Source organism: Microbacterium enclense (assembly GCA_038182865.1).
Classification (GTDB): domain Bacteria; phylum Actinomycetota; class Actinomycetes; order Actinomycetales; family Microbacteriaceae; genus Microbacterium; species Microbacterium enclense_B.
In genome coordinates, this window is the sequence record CP116226.1 from 1,526,390 (window position 1) to 1,544,146 (window position 17,757).

17 protein-coding genes are annotated in these 17,757 nt (G+C 69.8%); 12 read left to right on the forward strand and 5 right to left on the reverse strand.

Annotated features, from left to right (window positions below; translation table 11 throughout):
* Positions 1–220: 220 nt before the first annotated feature.
* The 5 genes from PIR02_07200 to PIR02_07220 all read left to right on the forward strand — a co-directional run bounded on the left by PIR02_07200 (position 221) and on the right by PIR02_07220 (position 5,391).
* A complete protein-coding gene (locus PIR02_07200; GenBank protein WZH38448.1) occupies positions 221–1,591 on the forward strand; it encodes an ABC transporter substrate-binding protein in 1,371 nt (456 codons plus the stop codon).
* 74 nt (positions 1,592–1,665) lie between these two features.
* Positions 1,666–2,541 carry a sugar ABC transporter permease gene (locus tag PIR02_07205; protein WZH38449.1) on the forward strand — a complete coding sequence of 292 codons (876 nt, stop codon included), beginning with the start codon at positions 1,666–1,668 and terminating at the stop codon, positions 2,539–2,541.
* Positions 2,528–3,433: a carbohydrate ABC transporter permease gene (locus PIR02_07210; protein WZH38450.1), complete on the forward strand. Its 906-nt coding sequence runs from the start codon at positions 2,528–2,530 to the stop codon at positions 3,431–3,433. Before PIR02_07205 ends, PIR02_07210 begins: the two co-directional genes overlap by 14 nt.
* Before the next feature lie 31 nt (positions 3,434–3,464).
* Positions 3,465–4,625 carry a mandelate racemase/muconate lactonizing enzyme family protein gene (locus PIR02_07215; GenBank protein WZH38451.1) on the forward strand — a complete coding sequence of 387 codons (1,161 nt, stop codon included), beginning with the start codon at positions 3,465–3,467 and terminating at the stop codon, positions 4,623–4,625.
* A gap of 10 nt (positions 4,626–4,635) precedes the next feature.
* Entirely contained in the window at positions 4,636–5,391 is a 756-nt protein-coding gene (locus tag PIR02_07220; GenBank protein ID WZH38452.1) for a FadR/GntR family transcriptional regulator, read from the forward strand.
* 203 nt (positions 5,392–5,594) lie between these two features.
* On the opposite strand, the gene purU is transcribed toward PIR02_07220, so the two are convergent.
* Both purU and PIR02_07230 read right to left on the reverse strand, forming a co-directional pair.
* Positions 5,595–6,476, reverse strand: coding sequence for a formyltetrahydrofolate deformylase (purU, locus tag PIR02_07225; GenBank protein ID WZH38453.1), 882 nt, complete (start codon positions 6,474–6,476; stop codon positions 5,595–5,597).
* A 62-nt stretch (positions 6,477–6,538) separates the two neighbouring features.
* Positions 6,539–7,657, reverse strand: coding sequence for a zinc-binding alcohol dehydrogenase family protein (locus PIR02_07230; GenBank protein ID WZH38454.1), 1,119 nt, complete (start codon positions 7,655–7,657; stop codon positions 6,539–6,541).
* An 83-nt stretch (positions 7,658–7,740) separates the two neighbouring features.
* On the opposite strand from PIR02_07230, the gene PIR02_07235 reads away from it, so the two are divergent.
* A complete protein-coding gene (locus tag PIR02_07235; GenBank protein ID WZH38455.1) occupies positions 7,741–8,316 on the forward strand; it encodes a TetR family transcriptional regulator in 576 nt (191 codons plus the stop codon).
* Positions 8,317–8,323: 7 nt separating this feature from the next.
* Here PIR02_07235 and PIR02_07240 read toward each other — a convergent pair whose 3' ends face one another.
* Positions 8,324–9,529 (reverse strand): cobalamin-independent methionine synthase II family protein, encoded by a 1,206-nt coding sequence (locus PIR02_07240; GenBank protein ID WZH38456.1) that lies wholly within the window; start codon positions 9,527–9,529, stop codon positions 8,324–8,326.
* A gap of 111 nt (positions 9,530–9,640) precedes the next feature.
* Between PIR02_07240 and PIR02_07245 the strand changes: the two genes are divergently transcribed.
* Both PIR02_07245 and PIR02_07250 read left to right on the forward strand, forming a co-directional pair.
* Entirely contained in the window at positions 9,641–10,969 is a 1,329-nt protein-coding gene (locus PIR02_07245) for an MFS transporter (protein WZH38457.1), read from the forward strand.
* Between the two features lie 181 nt (positions 10,970–11,150).
* Complete coding sequence (locus PIR02_07250) at positions 11,151–11,834, forward strand: GNAT family N-acetyltransferase (GenBank protein WZH38458.1); 684 nt, start codon at positions 11,151–11,153, stop codon at positions 11,832–11,834.
* Between the two features lie 3 nt (positions 11,835–11,837).
* On the opposite strand, the gene PIR02_07255 is transcribed toward PIR02_07250, so the two are convergent.
* Positions 11,838–12,047, reverse strand: a complete 210-nt coding sequence (locus PIR02_07255; GenBank protein ID WZH38459.1) for a multidrug transporter — start codon at positions 12,045–12,047, stop codon at positions 11,838–11,840.
* Between the two features lie 8 nt (positions 12,048–12,055).
* Entirely contained in the window at positions 12,056–12,865 is an 810-nt protein-coding gene (locus tag PIR02_07260) for an SDR family oxidoreductase (protein ID WZH38460.1), read from the reverse strand.
* A gap of 294 nt (positions 12,866–13,159) precedes the next feature.
* Here PIR02_07260 and menC point away from each other — a divergent pair, with 294 nt between their 5' ends.
* The 4 genes from menC to PIR02_07280 are packed head-to-tail and all read left to right on the forward strand — an operon-like array spanning position 13,160 to position 17,757.
* A complete protein-coding gene (gene menC, locus PIR02_07265; protein WZH38461.1) occupies positions 13,160–14,293 on the forward strand; it encodes an o-succinylbenzoate synthase in 1,134 nt (377 codons plus the stop codon).
* 17 nt (positions 14,294–14,310) lie between these two features.
* Positions 14,311–14,991 carry a hypothetical protein gene (locus PIR02_07270; protein WZH38462.1) on the forward strand — a complete coding sequence of 227 codons (681 nt, stop codon included), beginning with the start codon at positions 14,311–14,313 and terminating at the stop codon, positions 14,989–14,991.
* A gap of 56 nt (positions 14,992–15,047) precedes the next feature.
* Positions 15,048–16,436, forward strand: coding sequence for a glycine--tRNA ligase (locus PIR02_07275; protein WZH38463.1), 1,389 nt, complete (start codon positions 15,048–15,050; stop codon positions 16,434–16,436).
* A gap of 7 nt (positions 16,437–16,443) precedes the next feature.
* Complete coding sequence (locus PIR02_07280; GenBank protein WZH38464.1) at positions 16,444–17,757, forward strand: AAA family ATPase; 1,314 nt, start codon at positions 16,444–16,446, stop codon at positions 17,755–17,757.

Below are 17,757 nucleotides of genomic sequence, written 5' to 3' on the forward strand. Positions count from 1 at the left end.
GGTGACATGGTCGCCGGAGCACTCCGCACCGTCAAATGCCTCTTTGGGGGTCGCGTGAAGGGGGGCCTCGCTCCGGAAGGTCGGACGAAACGCCCGGGAGAGTGCCGATGCGCGCGTATCTCGTCACGGATCGATGACGGTCCTTGCGTAAACATATGACGTATGCCCTATGCTGGCATCCGGTCACCCGACCTCGTCGAAGAAGACAGGAGCTTCCGCAATGACGCAGCATGTTTCTCGCGCTCATCGTCGCCTCGCCCTCGTGGGCGGAGTCGCCGTGGCGTCCGCCCTCGCCCTTTCCGCATGCAGCCCGAGCACGGGAGGCGGCGGAGAATCCGACAGCCCGTACGGCTTCGCCACCGCGGAGCAGGACTCGTCCAGCGCCATCACCGTGTGGGTCGACTCGTCACGCGAGCCGCTCGCGCAGGCGTTCGAGAAGGCCAACCCGGACGTGAAGATCAACATCGAGACCTACGACGGCGGTTCCGGCGGCTCGGGCTCGTTCCAGCAGAAGGTGGCCCTCTTCGACCAGTCCGGCGAGGGCTGGCCCGACGTCGTCTTCTCGACCCAGCAGAACGACACCTCGTGGGCCTCGAAGGAGAACAACGGACAGCAGGCGTTCGCCGCCCCGCTGAACAAGGGGTTCTTCGACCAGAGCTTCCTCGACGGCTTCACCGAGGGCGCCCTCGGCCCCATGACCGTGGACGGCACGGTCTACGGCCTGCGCAACGACCTCGCGCCCGTGCTGTTCTGGTACAACAAGCCGCTGCTCGACCAGTTCGGCTACACCGTGCCCACCACGTGGGAGGACTACGAAGCCCTGAGCGACAAGATCGCCGCGGAGCACCCCGGCTACATCCTCGGCTCGGTCGGCGACTCGTTCCAGGCCCCGTACGTCTACTACTGGGGTGCCGAGGCCCCGATCTTCCAGGTCGACGGCAACACCTTCACCTCGAACTTCTCCGACCCGAAGGCGAAGAAGGCCACCGACCTCATCGACCACATGCTCGCCAACGGCACGCTCGTGACAGACAGCGTGTTCGGCGCCGACTTCGTCAGCAAGTACAAGGACAAGCTCGTCGGCATCCCCGGCCCGGCCTGGTACGCCGGTGCCCTGTTCGACAACGAGCAGAGCCTGAACTACACCGCCGGAACCATCGGCGCGGGAGCCCCGCTCACCTGGTCGGACGGCGAGAAGGTCACCGGCAACGTCGGCGGTGGTGTCTGGTACGCCTCGAGCCACTCCAAGAACCTCGACGCGGTGAAGACCTTCCTCACCTACGTCACCAGTTCCGACGACGCCGTGAAGCTGGCCTCCGGTCTGCCCGCCTACCAGTCCGCGGCCGACGCGTGGCTGAAGGAACAGGCCGCGGAGGGCTTCTTCGCCGGCGACCTGCAGTCCAGCGTCTCGACCGCCGCCAGCTCCGTCTGGCAGGGCTGGGGCTACCCGAGCTTCAGCATCGAGGCCGCGTTCTCGAAGGTCGCGCTGCCGGTGATCTCCGCGGGCAAGCCCCTCTCGGACGCCACCCAGGCGTGGCAGACCGAGATGGACAACCAGGCGCAGGTCCAGGGCTACGACGTCGCGAAGTAACCCGCACCCCTCCCGGGCTGGCCGCATTCGTCCGCGGATGCGGCCAGCCCCTTCCCCCTGAGAACGGACCGAGCATGCTCTCTCTGCGTCGAGCCCAGTCGACGTTCGGCTACCTGATGGTCAGCGGATACGTCATCCTGCTGCTGGCCTTCGGCATCCTGCCGACCCTCTACGCCGCGTACCTGGCGTTCACCAAGGACGGAGCCTTCGTCGGCTTCGACAACTTCCTGAAAGCGGTCCAGGACTACCGCTTCCTCCCCGCCGTCGGCCACGTCGCCGCCTTCATCGCCATCTGGCTCACCAGCCTCGTCATCATCGTCGTGATCCTCGCGGTGATCGTGCACGCCATCCGTGTGCGGTGGCTGTCGTCGGCATCGCGCTTCATCTTCTACATCCCCGGTGCTCTCGCCGGCGCATCGAGTGTGCTGCTGTGGCTGTTCATGCTCGACCCGACCGTCAGCCCCGTGAGCGGGCTGCTGCGCTCCCTCGGGTTCAACACGTTCGTCGACGTCGTCGGCAACGAGGGCAACCTCCCCGTCGTCTTCACGGTGATCGCCTTCTGGGCGGGTGCCGGGGGATGGATCGTCATCATGTACGGCGCCTTGAACAACATCAACGTCGAGGTGATGGAGGCCACTCGTATCGACGGCGCGGGCCCGATCGCCACCGCCTGGTACATCCAGATCCCCCTGCTGCGCAAGTGGATCTCGTACATGGCCGTGATGTCGCTCGCCGCCGGCACTCAGCTCTTCGTCGAGCCGCGCGTGCTGTCGCAGGCCAGCAAGGGCGTCGTAGGCCTCGACTACTCCCTCAACCAGGTCGCCTACCTCTACGCCTTCCGGCAGAACGACTTCAACGGCTCCGCGGCCATCTCGCTGATGCTGCTCGTCGTCGCCGCCGGCCTCGCGGCCTTCTTCGTCTTCCGAGGAGGACTCTTTGAACGCGACTAAGTCGACCACGACGACGCGCACCCCGTCCCCGGCGGCCTTCCTCGGGAAGGCGCTCGTCACCGTCATCGTCCTGTTCTTCGTCGTCGTCTTCGGGATGCCGATCGTCTGGCTCCTGCTGGCCCCGACGAAGTCGTCGACCGAGCTGACAGGCCAACCGCCGTTCAGCTTCGGCTCGTTCGCCACGATCGCCGACAACTTCTCGCGGCTGTCGGAGTTCCAGAACGGCATCATCTGGCAGTGGACCGGAAACGCCGTCCTGTACACCGGAGTGGCGCTCGTGATCACCCTCGTGGTGACGATCCCCGCCGGGTATGCGCTCGCCATGACGAGATTCCGGTTCCGGGGCGTGCTGCTCCTCCTCACTCTCGTGGTGATGCTGATCCCCAACACCGCGCTCGTGCTGCCGGTGTTCCTCGAGATGAGCGCGCTCAGGCTCGTGGGCACCCCGTGGGCCGTCATCCTGCCGTTCTCGTTCTTCCCGTTCGGGGTGTACCTCACGTACATCTACTTCACGACGAGCGTGTCGCAGGACCTGCTGAACGCGGCCCGCATCGACGGGGCCAGTGAGCTGCGGGTGTTCCGCTCGGTGGCCCTGCCCCTGGCGACTCCCGTCATCGCGCTCGTCGGGTTCTTCAACCTCGTCGGCAACTGGAACAACTACTTCCTCCCCTTCGTGATGGAGCCGGGGCGCAAGGCCCCGATCCAGGTCGGGCTCGCAGAACTGCTGTCGAACGTCCCGCTGTTCAACCCGACCTCGTCGGCGTCCGTCACTCTCGATCTGCCGGTGATGGCGCTCGCCACGCTCGTGTCCATCGCGCCGATCCTCATCGTGTTCCTGTTCTCGCAGCGCTTCCTCGTCGAAGGGATGACTGCGGGAGGGACGAAGGAATGACCCCGGATACCGGGGCGGAAGAGGTCCAGTCATGAAGATCACGGGATACCGCCTGATCAACACCACCCTCGACTGGGGTCGCCCGGTCGGCGACGTCAACGGCTTCATCGCGTCGGGCGTCACCGCCCTGCCGCTGGTCATCGTCGAGACCGACGAGGGCATCGAAGGTGTCGGCATGGGGATGCACGACGGCATCCCTCAGCTCTTCGAAGCGGTCGAGGGAGAGGACCCGCGCGCGACGTCATGGCTGTACGACCGCATGATCTCGCGCATGTTCAAGAACGGGCACGGAGGCGCGGTGTTCGGTGGCATCGGTGCGCTCGACAGCGCGTTCTGGGACATCAAGGCGAAGGCGCTGGGCGAACCGCTGTGGCGATTGCTCGGCGGGCGGGACCGGTTCATCCCGGGGTATGCCTCGGGTCTCGACATCGCTCTGGATGCCGACGGCCTCAGCTCCTTCTACGCGTCCATGCGTGACCGCGGGTTCACCGCGGCCAAGCTCAAAGGCGGGCGCAACTACCGTCACGACGCCGAGCGCTTGGCGCTCGTGCGCGACGTGCTGGGCGATGCGACGGATGAACCGCTCGTCATGCTGGACGCGAACGAGTCGTGGAACCTCCCCCAGGCGATCCGCTACATCGAGCACCTCGAGCGGAGCGTGGAGATCGCGTGGGTCGAGGAGCCGCTCCGCCGCTGGGACGCTACCGGCATGCGACGGCTTCGGGATGCCATCTCCCCGGCCATCGCGACCGGCGAGAACCTCACCGGTCTCGAGCAGTACCGGCAGCTCTTCGACGCGGAGGCGGTCGACATCGTCCAGGCCGCGGCGGTGTGGGGCGTCACGCACTCGCTCCGCGTGGCCGTCGCCGCTCACGCGCGCGATCTGCCGGTGAGTCCGATCGGGATGACGTCGAACCCGTCGACGATGGCGGTCGCCACCGCGATCCCCAACCACCTGCTGACCGAGGTCACCACCGCGCAGATGCCGCTCGGGGTGACGGTGGACTACGAGGTGGCCGACGGCGGGCTCGTGCTGGGCGACCTTCCCGGTGGCGGGATCTCGATCGACGAGTCGGTGCACCACGGGACGGCGGACTTCGTCTGGGGTGGCGAGGGAGGCCCCCACGTGCGCGACAGCCGCACCGGTCTCGAACTCGGGGTGCGCCGGAGCGTGGGGCGACGGGCGGAGTAGAGTGCTCTCCATGCTTCCCGCCGCCGAGCCCCGCGCCGGGGTGCCGAAGCGTGGGCAGATCGACCGCATCGGCGCACGGGTCCTGGAGGATCTCGTCGAGCTCATCGTGACCGGCGGGATCGCGATCGGGGAGTATCTCCCACCGGAGCAGGCCCTGTGCGACGAGTTCGGGGTGAGCCGCACCGTCATCCGTGAATGCGTCAAGCGGATCCAGGAGAAGGGGCTCGTCGAGGTCGCCCAGGGCCGCGGCACGCGGGTGCGTCCCTTCAACGACTGGAACGTGCTCGACCCGCTGGTCTTCGACTCACTCGTGCGTCACGACGAGTCGCTCGGCGTGCTCGACGAGGTCAGTGTCGTGCGCGCCGCGCTCGAGGGCGTGATGGCCGGAGAGGTCGCGGCGACGGGCAGCGCCGAGTCGCGGCTGCAGATCGAGGGGCACCTGCACGACATGCGGCGGCGGCAACACGACAACCCCGCCTTCCTCGAGGCCGACATGCAGTTCCACCTGTCGGTGATGGCCGCATCGAAGAACCAGATCGCCGCGACGATCGCCCGGTCGTTCTTCGTGCGTCCGCGCCAGAGCGCCCGCTGGGACGGCAACAACCCCGTCGACGCGGTCCCTCGCACCCTCGCCGAGCACGAGCGCGTGTTCGAGGCGATCGAAGCGGGCAACGCGGTGGCGGCCCGCGTGGCGATGGAGGAGCACATCCTCGGGTCGTGGCGCCGCCGGCGCCTCCCCGACGGCGTGCACCACCTCAGTCCCTGACCGGCTGCCCCATCACCCCCCCCGCGCGGTGGCGCGTGCCCGCTCAGCCCGCGCGACCGATCCCGGTTGACGCGGGGCCGGCGGCATCCGTTCGCCGAGGTCGTACTCGTTCGTCGAAAACGCACGTGATTGCGCACGATCGGGTGCGGCCTCGCGAATCGGGTACGGTCTCGGCGAGGTAGGCGTCGCCGAGGCGCCGCGCGTCAGAAGACGATCGTGTGGTTGCCGTGGCGGATCACGCGGTCTTCCGCGTGCCACAGCACGGCGCGAGAGAGCACCTGACGCTCGACGTCGGCCCCGCGGCGGGCGAGCTCGGAGGCGGAGTCGGCGTGTGTGACGCGCACCGTGTCCTGCTCGATGATCGGGCCCTCGTCGAGGTCGCTCGTGACGTAGTGCGAGGTTGCGCCGATGAGCTTGACGCCGCGCTGCTTCGCCTTCTTGTACGGTTCGGCGCCGATGAAGGCCGGCAGGAACGAGTGGTGGATGTTGATCACCGGCACCCCGATCTTCTCGAGGAAGTCGGGCGAGAGGATCTGCATGTACCGCGCGAGCACGACGAAGTCGACGTTGCCGACCAGGAGCTCGAGGATACGGGCCTCGGATGCCGACTTGTCGGGGCCGGGGGTCGAGGGCACGTGGAAGAACGGAACGCCGAAGGAGCGGACGTCGTCAGCGGCGGTGGTGTGGTTGGACACGACCATCGGGATGCTGACGGGCAGGTCACCGCGGCGGTGACGCCACAGCAGGTCGAGCAGGCAGTGATCCTGCTTGGACGCCAGGATCGCCATCCGCTTCGGCGTGGAGAGGTCGGTGAGCGTCCACTCCAGCTCGAACCCGTCCCCGAGCGTGGTGGCGAGGTCGGCCTCGATCTCGGGGAACGCGGCCGCCAGGTCGGGTCGGAAGAACACGACCCGCTGGAAGTACGCGCCCCCGCGCGGGTCGTCGGAGTACTGGTCGAAGGCGACGATGTTGCCGCCCTGACGTGCGATGAGGGCCGAGACCGCGGCGATGATGCCGGGGGTGTCGCTGCCGTGCACGATGAGGCACGCGTGATCGGGCTGCAGGTGGGGGCTCGCGGAGACCATCGGACCATTCTGCCGTGCCGCGGTGGCGTCGCCGACCACGGCCCGCGCTCGGTGGGCGGCGGTCAGAGTCGGACCACGACCTTCTGCGCCGACACCCCGGCGCGCTGTCGATCGAGAGCCGTCTGGATCGTGGCCAGACCGGTGCCGACGACGAGCGGCGGTGGGACGGCGCGCAGGCCTCCGTCGGCGAGGAGACGGGGAACGATGTCGCCCCACAGGCGAGGCCCGAGGTCGTCGTCACGCAGGCTGCTTCCCCACACGAAGCCGGCACGGATGCCGCGGCGTCGGGCGCGGAGCATCGATCGGACGGTGGAGAGGCCGATCCTCGAGAAGACGGGGAGCATCGCGGGGAAGAGCTGACGCCGACCCGCGAGTGCGGCGAGCGAGTAGGGGGTGCTGGCGAGGGCGAGGCGCGTGCCACCGGTGCGCGCGAGGATGTCGATGCACGCGTCGGCCGACCCCGCGCCGAGAGCGACGGCGCCGATGACCGCGCGCGAGCCGATGGCGGCGACGAGGTCGTCGACCGCGGTGGGGGACCGGTGGTCGACGACGGTGTCCGCCCCCAGCGATCGGACGAGATCGGCATTGCGCGCGGAGGCGGTGCTCACCACGTCGTACCCGGCGGCGCGCGCGAGCTGGATAGCGTTCATGCCGACGCTGGTCGATCCGCCCCAGACGACGACCACGCCGGCCGCTGCGGCCGGGTGACTGGCCGACGGGAGGGGAAGTCCCAGGTGGGCGGGCTGGAAGAGCGCGCAGGCGGCGGTGGAGAGGCCGAGCGGGAACACCGCGGCCTCCTCGTCGGACAGGTGGGCAGGCGTCGCGGCGGTGAGTCGCTCGCTCAGCACGGTGGCTCCCTGGAAAGCCCCCTCGCGGAGAGGATCGCGCCCGCGGTCGGTTCCTGTCGCGAGACCGAAAACCCGCTCTCCGACGCGGAAACGCGTCACCGACGAGCCGAGCGCGATGACCTCTCCCGCGACGTCGGAGCCGAGTACCGCGGGCGTGCGGAGCCATCGGTAGGTGATGCGGCTCGTGCCCTGAATGACCCAGTCGACCGGGTTGACCGCGACCGCCCCCACGCGAACGAGCACTTCGTCGGCCGCCGGCTCGGGGGTCGGCACGGTGCTCACGGTCAGGCGGGCACGGGGCGCGGGCATGGTCGCCGCAGAGTGAGTGGACATCGGAGCCTTTCCGCAGTGATGACACGCAGTGTCTTCACTATAGACGATGATGACACTCCGTGGCATCACGTAGGCTCACACCCATGGGAAGGTGGGCTCCGGACACGAAAGAACGCCTTCGCACCGCCGCGCTGGAGCTCTTCGAGGAGCGGGGGTTCGGCGCCACGACAGTCCCCGACATCGTCGAGCGCGCCGGCGTGACCCGGCGGACGTTCTTCCGTCACTTCAGCGACAAGCGCGAGGTCTTCTTCGGCGACGATGAGATCCCCGCCCTCGCGACGGCCATGCTCGAGGCCGCCCCGCCCGGTGCGCCGCCGTTCTCGATCGCCTGGGCGGGGCTGCGCGTGCTCGCCGCGGAGAGATTCGAGCCGCGCCGCGATCAGATGCGTGCCTCGCGCCGCATCATCGAGACCGAACCCGCCCTGCGCGAACGCGACCTGCAGAAACAGGCCGACCTGCGCGACGCCATCCGCGCGGGATGCGCGGCGCGCGGGAGTGACCCGCTCACCTCGCGGGTGGTGGCGGGCCTCACCGTCGAACTGCTGCAGACCGCTCTCGAGCGGTGGTTGGCGGACGACGACAGGATGCCGCTGACGCAGTACTTCGACGAGGTCCGCGATCGCATGTCCGACGTGCTCGGCGAGATCGTCTCGTCCTGATCGCCGGTCAGGTGCGCGCCGCGGCGCGCCGCGCACCCTCGCCGAGGGCTTCGAGCTTCGCCCACGCGATCTGCGGGTGCACGCGTCCCCCGAGCCCGCAGTCCGTCGAGGCGATCACGCGGTCCGGTCCCACGATGCGGGTGAAGCGCTCGATGCGCTGAGCGACGAGATCGGGGTGCTCGACGACGTTGGTGGCGTGACTCACCACGCCCGGGACGAGCACGAGATCGTCGGGGAGATCGGCATCCGCCCACACGCCCCACTCGTGTTCGTGACGGACGTTCGCCGCCTCGAAGGAGATCTGCCCGACGTTCGCCTCGAGCACGACGGGAAGGATGTCGCGCAGCTCGATGTCGGTGACGTGCGGGCCATGCCAGGAGCCCCAGCACAGGTGCAAGCGCACGCGGTCGCGGGGGAGGCCTTCGAGCGCGTGGTTGAGGGCCTCGACCCGGATGCGCGTGAAAGCGACGTAGTCGTCGACCGAGGGGGCGGGGTTGATCTGGTCCCAGCTCTCGGCGAGCGAGGGATCGTCGAGTTGGAGCAGCAGGCCCGCGTCGACGATGGCGCGGTACTCCTCGCGCAGGGCCTCCGCCCACGCCCAGACGTGCTCCTCGTCGGTGGCGTAGTACTCGTTGCGCACGCGCGCCGCGCTCCCGGGGGCGATCGAGGTGAGGAAGCCCGTCTCTCCGTCGCCGAGCGCCGAGCGCAGGTGCCCGATGTCGGCGGCGACCGCATCGGCCCCGCGGTAGGAGATCGCGCCCGTCGTGGTGGGGAAGGCCGTGGCCACCCGCCCGGTGGCGATGCCGCTGTCGGGACTCGCGTAGGCCTCGGCGAACAACTGGCGGTCGCGGCGATCGAGGAACGACGTCAGGCGCACGTGACCGGGCTCGGAGCGCACAGGCGGCTCCGTGAAGGCGTTGACCTCGGTGAGCGAGAGTCCGCTGACGCGCTGGAAGGAGTACGACCACCAGGCACCGTAGTCGACGGCGTTCGACATCGCCTTGCCGAACTCGCCATCGCCGGGCTGGGTGACGCCCGCCTCGCGCTGGCGGCGCACGACGTCGGCGACGGCGTCATCGACGAGGGCGTCGAAAGTGGCGTCACCCGCAACGAAGGTGAAGCCGTCATCGGCGAACGGACGAGCGGCGTTCGCGGCGATCAGGGCGTCGGTGCGCGGGAGGCTGCCGGCGGTGGTGGTCTGGATCTGGGTCATGGCGTTCCTCCGGGGGTCGGTGCGAACCTACTCGCGGTCTTCCCGACCGGCCAGTCGTGTTGCGTTCCGTGGCGCCGCCCTCCGCGGCCCGGCGCGGATAGCCTGGAAGGCGTGACCGACACCCTGCGCTTCGACCGCCCGGGGTGGCGCACGTGGACGCTGTGGGGCATCGGCCTGCTCGCGTACGTCGTCTCGATCGTCAACCGCACCTCGCTGTCGGCCGTGGGCGTCGACGCGGCCACACGGTTCCACGCCGATGCCTCCGCGCTGTCGATGTTCGCGGTGATCCAGCTCTTCGTCTACGGGGCGATGCAGATCCCGGTGGGCCTCCTCCTCGACCGGTTCGGCGCGCGCCCGATGATCGCGATCGGCATGGTCCTGATGGCGGCGGGTCAACTCGTCATGGCCTTCGCCGACGCGGTGGGGATCGGCATCCTGGCGCGCGTCCTCATCGGCGCGGGCGACGCCGCGATCTTTCCGAGCGTGCTGCGCGTGATCGCCACGTGGTTCCCGGCGCAGCGCGCGCCCCTTCTCGTGCAGCTCACCGGCATCATCGGCCAGTTCGGTCAGATCATCGCGGTGGTGCCGCTCGCGGCCCTCCTGCACGCCACGAGCTGGAGCGTCGCGTTCGGCTCCCTCGCGGGCCTCGGCGTGCTGTTCGCGGTGCTGACCTACCTCATCATCCGCAACCGCCCGCCCGAACGCCGAGCCGACCCCGTCGACACCTCGGTCGACACGCAGACGGGTGCGATCCGGGTCGTGAAATCCTCTGCCGACCTGCGCAAGGGCTTCCGCGAGTCGTGGGCGCACCCCGGTACCCGTCTCGGCTTCTGGTCGCACTTCGCGACCCCCTTCGCGGGCACGGCGTTCATGCTCCTGTGGGGCTTCCCGTTCCTCACCGCCGGCGAGGGACTGCCCCCGGCCACCGCGTCACTGATCATGACGACGCTCGTGTTCTTCGGCATCCTGTGCGGTCCGGTCATCGGTGCGCTGTCGAGCCGGCATCCCACCCGCCGGTCGCGCTGGCTCGTGCTCCCGGTGGTCATGTTCCAGGCGGCCGCGTGGATCGCCGTCGTCGCGTGGCCCGGGCCCGCGCCCGTATGGCTCTTGATCGTGCTGATGTTCGCTCTGTCGACCGGCGGGCCCGCGTCGATGATCGCCTTCGACCATGCCCGCACCTTCACGCCCAGTCACCGCCTCAGCACGGCGACCGGAATCGTGAACGGCGGAGGGTTCCTCGCGGCGCTGCTCGCGATCCTCTTCATCGGTATCGCCATGGACGTCCAGGGTGCGGGGACCCCCGAGACCTATTCTCTGGATGCCTTCCGCCTGGCGTTCCTCACCCAGGTTCCGCTGTGGCTGGTCGGCGGCATCGCGATCGCCATCGAGCGCGGCCGCACGATCCGCCACGTGGGCGGGCTCGACAAGCTGCCACGCTGAGCGTCTGCCCCTGACCGGTCAGCCTGCCCCACAGCTCGCCGATGATCGGTGCGACGTCGGAGACTCGCTCCGCGGAGCCGGATGCCGACGCGATGAGCGGGAACTCTGTTGCGGGCGTCGTCACGAAGACGAGGCGACGAGCCGATCCGTCACGCGGCACGCGGGGTGCCAGACTCGAAGCATGAGCGAGATCGACATCCGTCCCCTCGACACCGTCGACGGCATCCACGAGGCGGCGCGGGTCTTCGACGAGGTCTGGCACGAGCGCGGCACGATGCCGGCGAACATCCTCCGTGCCCTCGAACACGCGGGCAACTACGTCGTGGGCCTGTTCGACGACGGGCGCATGATCGGGGCGTCGGCGGCCTTCTTCGGTCCGCCCGCGGCGCGGTCGCTGCACTCGCACATCACCGGGGTGCTGCCGGGGTATCAGGGACGCGGCTTGGGCCGTCAGCTCAAGACGCACCAGCGCGCGTGGGCGCTGGAACGGGGCATCGGCCACATCACCTGGACCTTCGATCCCCTCATCCCGCGCAACGCCCACTTCAATCTCTCGGTCCTCGGCGCCCGTGTCACCGAGTACCTGGTCGACCAGTACGGTGCCATGGCCGACGGCGTGAATCGCGGTGACCAGTCCGACCGTCTGATGGTGACGTGGGCGCTCGCGGAGCCTCCTGCTCCGACCCCGTCGGACGACGCGATCTTCGCGATCGTCGAGGTGCCCGACGACATCGAGGGCCTTCGCCGCAGCGACCCGGCGGCCGCCGCCGCATGGCGGGAACGCCTTCGGGACCAGCTGCGAGGGCAGCTGGCATCCGGTCACCGGATCGGCGGGTTCGACCGCCGGGGCTACTTGATCGTCTGAGGGTCAGGCGCCCGAGACGGGCTCGTCCTTCTCCGCCGCAGGATCGCCCTGGCCCGGACCCGGACGCACGGCCGCGTCGTCGCGCACGTCGATGCGGGTCACGCCGTCGTGCTCGGTGACGTCGAAGCGCGGGGCCGCGTCTTCTTCCGTCGCCTTGGGGGCGCTCGTCAGCTGATCGTGACGATTCTCTTCGAAGCTCTTCTCGTCGGTCATGTCCGTCCTCACTCTCCGGCCGAACGCCACGCGTCCGAGTCCATGTGGGAGCCCGCCTGCGGGCCCATCTGCAGCATGCCGCCGTCGACCACCCAGCTCGCGCCCGTGACGTACGAGCCGGAGGGCGAGGCGAGGAAGCGGATGACGTCGGCGATCTCCTCGGGCTTGCCGGGGCGACCGAGGGGGATGCCGGGGCGGTGGACGCGATCCGCATCCTCCGCGGACATGTCGTTGATGGGCGTGGCGATCTCGCCCGGCGCGACCGCGTTGGCCGTGATGCCGTACTGCCCGAGCTCGAGCGCCATCGTCTTGATGAGGCCGCCGACGCCGTGCTTGGCGGCGACGTACGGAGCGGAGCCGACGCGCGGCTGGTGCTCGTGCACGCTCGAGACGACGATGAGCCTCCCGCCGTTGCCGGCCGCGACCATGCGCTTCGCCGCGGTGTGCAGCGCGAGGAACGCGCCGTCGAGGTTGAGCGAGATGTCGGTACGCCAGGTGTCGAAGTCGAGGTCGAGGAACGAGCCGCCGACGCCGCCGCCGGCGTTGTTGACGAAGACGTCGAGGCCGCCGAGCTCGTCGGCCATGGAGTTCACGGCATCCGGGACCGCGTCGAAGTCGGTCGCGTCGAACTGCGCGACGATCGCCCGCGAGCCCCGGGCGCGTACGCCCTCGGCCACTTCCTCGGCGCCGTCCTTGTCGGAGTGGTACGTGATGGCGACGTCGATCCCGGCCTCGGCGAGGGCGAGCGCGGTGGCCGCGCCGATCCCCGAGTCGGAGCCGGTGACGATCGCGTGGCGGGGAGTGAAGTCGTCGCTCATGCGCTCGACGCTACGCGCGCGCGTCCGTGAGGTCGTCGGCCTTGCCAGGTGCGGGCGCGGGCGTTACGGTCGCGTCTCTCGGCGGGGCCACCCAGGCGTATCCGCCCGCGCCGCGGCCCGCCTTCCGGCAGGGGCGCGAGCGAAACTCCTGAACAATCGGCGCCGGCAGGTCGCTCGTCCCCTGACAGGCGGCCCGAGCGCTGATCTCTCAGGAGTTTCGCTCGCCCCGGCCGCGCCACCGGCTCGCCGCGCCCGCGCCCCCGGTCCGCGCGGCGGCGCGGCTAGCCTGCCGTCATGCCCCTCACGCACCCCACCTCGCCCGTGACCCTGGATGCCATCGGCCTCCGCGTGCTGCATATCCCCCTGGTCTCTCCGTTCACGACGTCGTTCGGCACCGAGACCGTGCGGGAGGTCATCGTCGTCACCGCCGAGACCGCGGACGGGCTCGGCTGGGGAGAGGTCGTGACGATGGCGGAGCCGCTCTATTCGAGCGAGTACACCGCGAGCGCCTGGGATGTCCTCGCCCGCTACCTCGCGCCCGCGCTGCTGGAGCGCCGCACGCTCGCCGCCGAGGAGGTCCCCGGCTTGCTGCGTCCGTTCGTCGGACACCGCATGGCCAAGGCGGGCCTCGAACTCGCCGTGACCGACGCCGCGCTCCGCGCCGAGGGCCGGAGCTTCGGCGCCTACCTCGGGGCCGAGAAGGCCCGCGTGCCGTCCGGCGTCTCCGTCGGCATCCAGCGCGATCCCGCGGCGCTCGTCGACGCGGTCGGCGGTTATCTCGATGAGGGCTACGTGCGCATCAAGATCAAGATCAAACCGGGCCGCGACATCGACGACACCTCCGCCGTCCGCGGCACGTTCGCCGACATCCCCCTGCAGGTCGACGCCAACTCGGCGTACACGCTTCAGGATGCCGACACCCTCGCCGAACTGGACCGCTTCGGTCTGCTGCTGATCGAGCAGCCGCTGCAAGAAGACGACCTGGTCGACCATGCCACCCTTGCCAAGAGACTGCGCACCCCGGTCTGCCTCGACGAGTCGATCGTGTCCGACAAGGCCGCGGCCGACGCCCTGGCGCTCGGGGCGGCGGCCATCCTGAACATCAAGGCGGGACGCGTGGGCGGCTACCTCGAGGCTGTCGCGATCCACGACCGCGCGCTCGCCGCCGGTGTCCCCGTCTGGTGCGGCGGCATGCTCGAGACGGGCATCGGCCGGGCCGCGAACGCCGCGCTCGCCGCTCTCCCCGGCTTCACGCTGCCCGGCGACATCTCGGCATCCGCGCGCTTCTACGATCGCGACATCGTGACCGAGCCCGCCGTGATCGAGGACGGGCACGTGCGGGTTCCGACGGGTCCGGGACTCGGCGTCGAGATCGACACGGCGGCGCTGGAGGACTTCACCGTGCGTCGTGAGCGGATCACGCGGTGACCGGCGGACCACAGGGCATGTCGGAGACCGACCGAGAGGACGTGCCGTGGGGGCGGCCCGCTGTCGACGGCATCCCGATCCCGCCCTTCGCGGATGCCGCGGAGCACCGCACCTATCTGCGCTGCCTGCAGACGTTCGTGCTCCTGCTCGATCAGGGCGAGCCGTCGGCCGTGACGATCGCTCTGGCCGCCGCGCTCGAGGCGGAACTCCCGCAGACCTCGCACGAGGTGCCCGCGCGGCTGTCGCCGCTGGCCCTTCGCGTGAGCATGTCGACCTTCTTCCCTGCGCCGTGGACGCCCGAGGCGCTTGCCCTGGCTCTGGAAGGCTTCGGCTACGGTGTGCCCGTCCGCGGTCGGGGCGGCTGGGCCTGGGGCGGGGATCCCGACTACGCGGCGACGCCCACGCGGCAGGGGTGGGAGATCGAGCGGCACGAACGCGGCTCACGCACCCGGGCGTCGTTGACCCACCCGGGCGACCTCGTGCTGCTGTGGATGGACATGTTCCGCAACCGTTTCCCGTATCCGATCGCGCACATGCCCGCGGCGTCCGTCCCCATGCCCGAGGCGCTCGCGGCCGCAGCCCGGGCGACCCTCACCGCTCACGCGACGAACGTCGCCATGCCCTACCTGCAGTCGTGGCGTGACGAGCGCGACGGTGCCCGCGCCGGCCGGCCCGGCGAGGACGGGTTGCTTCGATAAACTGGATGCCGCGCCCTCGCGCCCGCCCCCACGATTTTCCGACCATTGGAGCCACCGTGGCCGAACAGTCCCGCCTCGACAAGGTCATCGCCCTCGCCCGTCACCGCGGGTTCGTGTTCCAGGCCGGTGAGATCTACGGCGGTTCGCGCTCGGCATGGGACTACGGCCCCCTCGGCACCGAGCTGAAGGAGAACATCCGCCGGCAGTGGTGGCAGACGTTCGTGCGCGGTCGTGGCGACATGGTGGGTCTGGACTCGAGCATCATCCTGCCCAAGCGCGTCTGGGAGGCGTCGGGTCACGTCGCCACCTTCACTGACCCGCTCGTCGAGTGCCTGCATTGCCACAAGCGCTTCCGCGCCGACACCCTGATCGAAGACTTCGAGGCCCGCAAGGGCCGTAAGGCCGAGAACGGCCTCGCCGACGTCCCGTGCCCCAACTGCGGCACGAAGGGCCAGTACACCGAGCCCAAGTCCTTCTCCGGTCTGGTCAAGACCTACCTCGGTGTGGTGGACGACGAGTCGGGCCTGTACTTCCTGCGCCCCGAGACCGCGCAGGGCATCTTCGTGAACTTCTCGAACGTGCTCACGGCATCCCGTCGCAAGCCCCCGTTCGGCGTCGGCCAGGTCGGCAAGGCGTTCCGCAACGAGATCACCCCCGGGAACTTCATCTTCCGCACGCGCGAGTTCGAGCAGATGGAGATCGAGTACTTCACCCCTCCGGCCGAGGCGAACGAGTGGTTCGAGCACTGGGTCGAGGCGTGCTGGAACTGGTTCATCGACCTCGGTATCGACGCCGAGAACATGAAGCGCTTCGACGTACCCGAAGACGACCGTGCGCACTACTCCGCCGGCACGATCGACGTCGAGTACCGCTTCGGTTTCCCCGGCAAGGAGTGGGGCGAGCTCATGGGCGTCGCCAACCGCACCGACTACGACCTCAAGAGCCACTCGGAAGCCTCGGGCCAGTCGCTCACGTTCTTCGACCAGGCGTCGGGCGAGAAGTACACGCCCTACGTCATCGAGCCGTCGTTCGGTCTGACGCGCGCCATGATGGCCTTCCTCGTCGACGCCTACCGCGAAGAAGAGGTGCCCAACGCCAAGGGCGGCACCGACACCCGCACGGTGCTCAAGCTCGATCCGCGCCTCGCCCCGGTCAAGGTCGCCGTCCTCCCGCTCTCGCGCAACGAGCGCCTGTCGCCGCTGGCGCGCGAGGTCGCCGACGCCCTGCGGTCGGCGGGCTGGAACATCGACTTCGACGACGCGGGGGCCATCGGCCGTCGCTACCGTCGCCAGGACGAGATCGGCACCCCCTTCTGCGTCACGGTCGACTTCGATTCGCTCGACGACAACGCCGTGACCGTCCGCGACCGCGACACGATGGGCCAGGAGCGCATCTCCCTCGACGCGCTGCACGGCTACCTCGCCGAACGGCTCCGCGGAGCCTGATCCGGTCATGACGGGTTCCGAGGACTTCGTCGAGATCATCCGGGCGGCCGTCGCGGCCGATCCCGGAAACATCGGCCTGCGCGTCGACCTCGTCGAGCTGCTCCTGCAGGAACGACTCGACGAGGCCGCCGCCGAGATCGAACGGATCGCCGAGCTCGGTGCCAACGCGGCGACCGTGAGCGTGCTGCGCGCGCGGTTGGCGGCGGCGCGTCTGCGCGCGGGCCAGGCTCCGGATGTCACGCCCCCGGCGCCGGATCCGGGTGCGGGTACGCGGCCCGTCGCGCCGGTCGTGCTCCCGCCGGCACCCGCCGCACCGTTCGTGCCCGGCCCTCCTGCCGCACCGGGAGAGCCGGCCGCGCCCGCGACCGGCTCCGTCGACGACACGCGGCCCGGCGATGCGCCCCTGTTAGACGTGTCGACCGACCAGGTCGAGAAGCCGGTCTGGGACGTCGAGCGGCCGGCCGTGACGCTCTCCGATGTCGCCGGCCTCGACGAGGTGAAGCAGCACCTGAACGGCGCCTTCCTCCTGCCGATGCGCAACCCCGAGATGGCGCGGATGTTCGGCAAGGCCCCGCGGGGGAGCCTCCTCATGTACGGCCCCCCGGGCTGCGGCAAGACCTTCATCGCGCGCGCGATCGCGGGCGAGCTCGAGGCGAACTTCGTGCACGCGACCCTCGCCGACCTCGTGCGTCCGCACTTCGGCGAGACCGAGCAGTCGATTCACTCCCTCTTCGAGGCGGCGCGTGCCGCGCGCCCGTGCGTCGTGTTCATCGACGAGTTCGACGCGATCGGCGGCCGGCGCACCTCGGGCGGCTCCTCGGCGCAGTCCCTGCGCATGTTCGCGAGCCAGTTGCTCGAGGAGTTCGACGGGGTGGATGCCGACAACGACGGCGTCTACATCCTCGCGGCCACGAACCGGCCGTGGGACGTCGACCCCGCCCTCCGGCGCCCGGGGCGCATCGACCGTACGGTGCTCGTCCTGCCGCCCGACGAGCCCGCGCGGCTCGCGATCGTCGAGAACGCCCTGCGCGACAAGCCCGCGGCCGCGGTCGACGCGCGGGAGCTGGCGCGACGGACCACGGAGTTCTCCGGGGCCGACATCGCCTACGTGGTCGACCAGGCCGTCGAGACGGCGTTCACCGAGTCGGTGGCATCCGGAGTCCCCCGCATGATCGGCACCGCCGACCTCGAGCGCGCGGCCGCGCGGGTCGTCCCGTCGACGCGCGAATGGTTCGAGCAGATCAAGCCCGTGCTCGAGTACGGCATCGACGACGGCACGTTCGGCCAGCTGCGCGCCTATCTGAAGCGGCACCGCATCTGA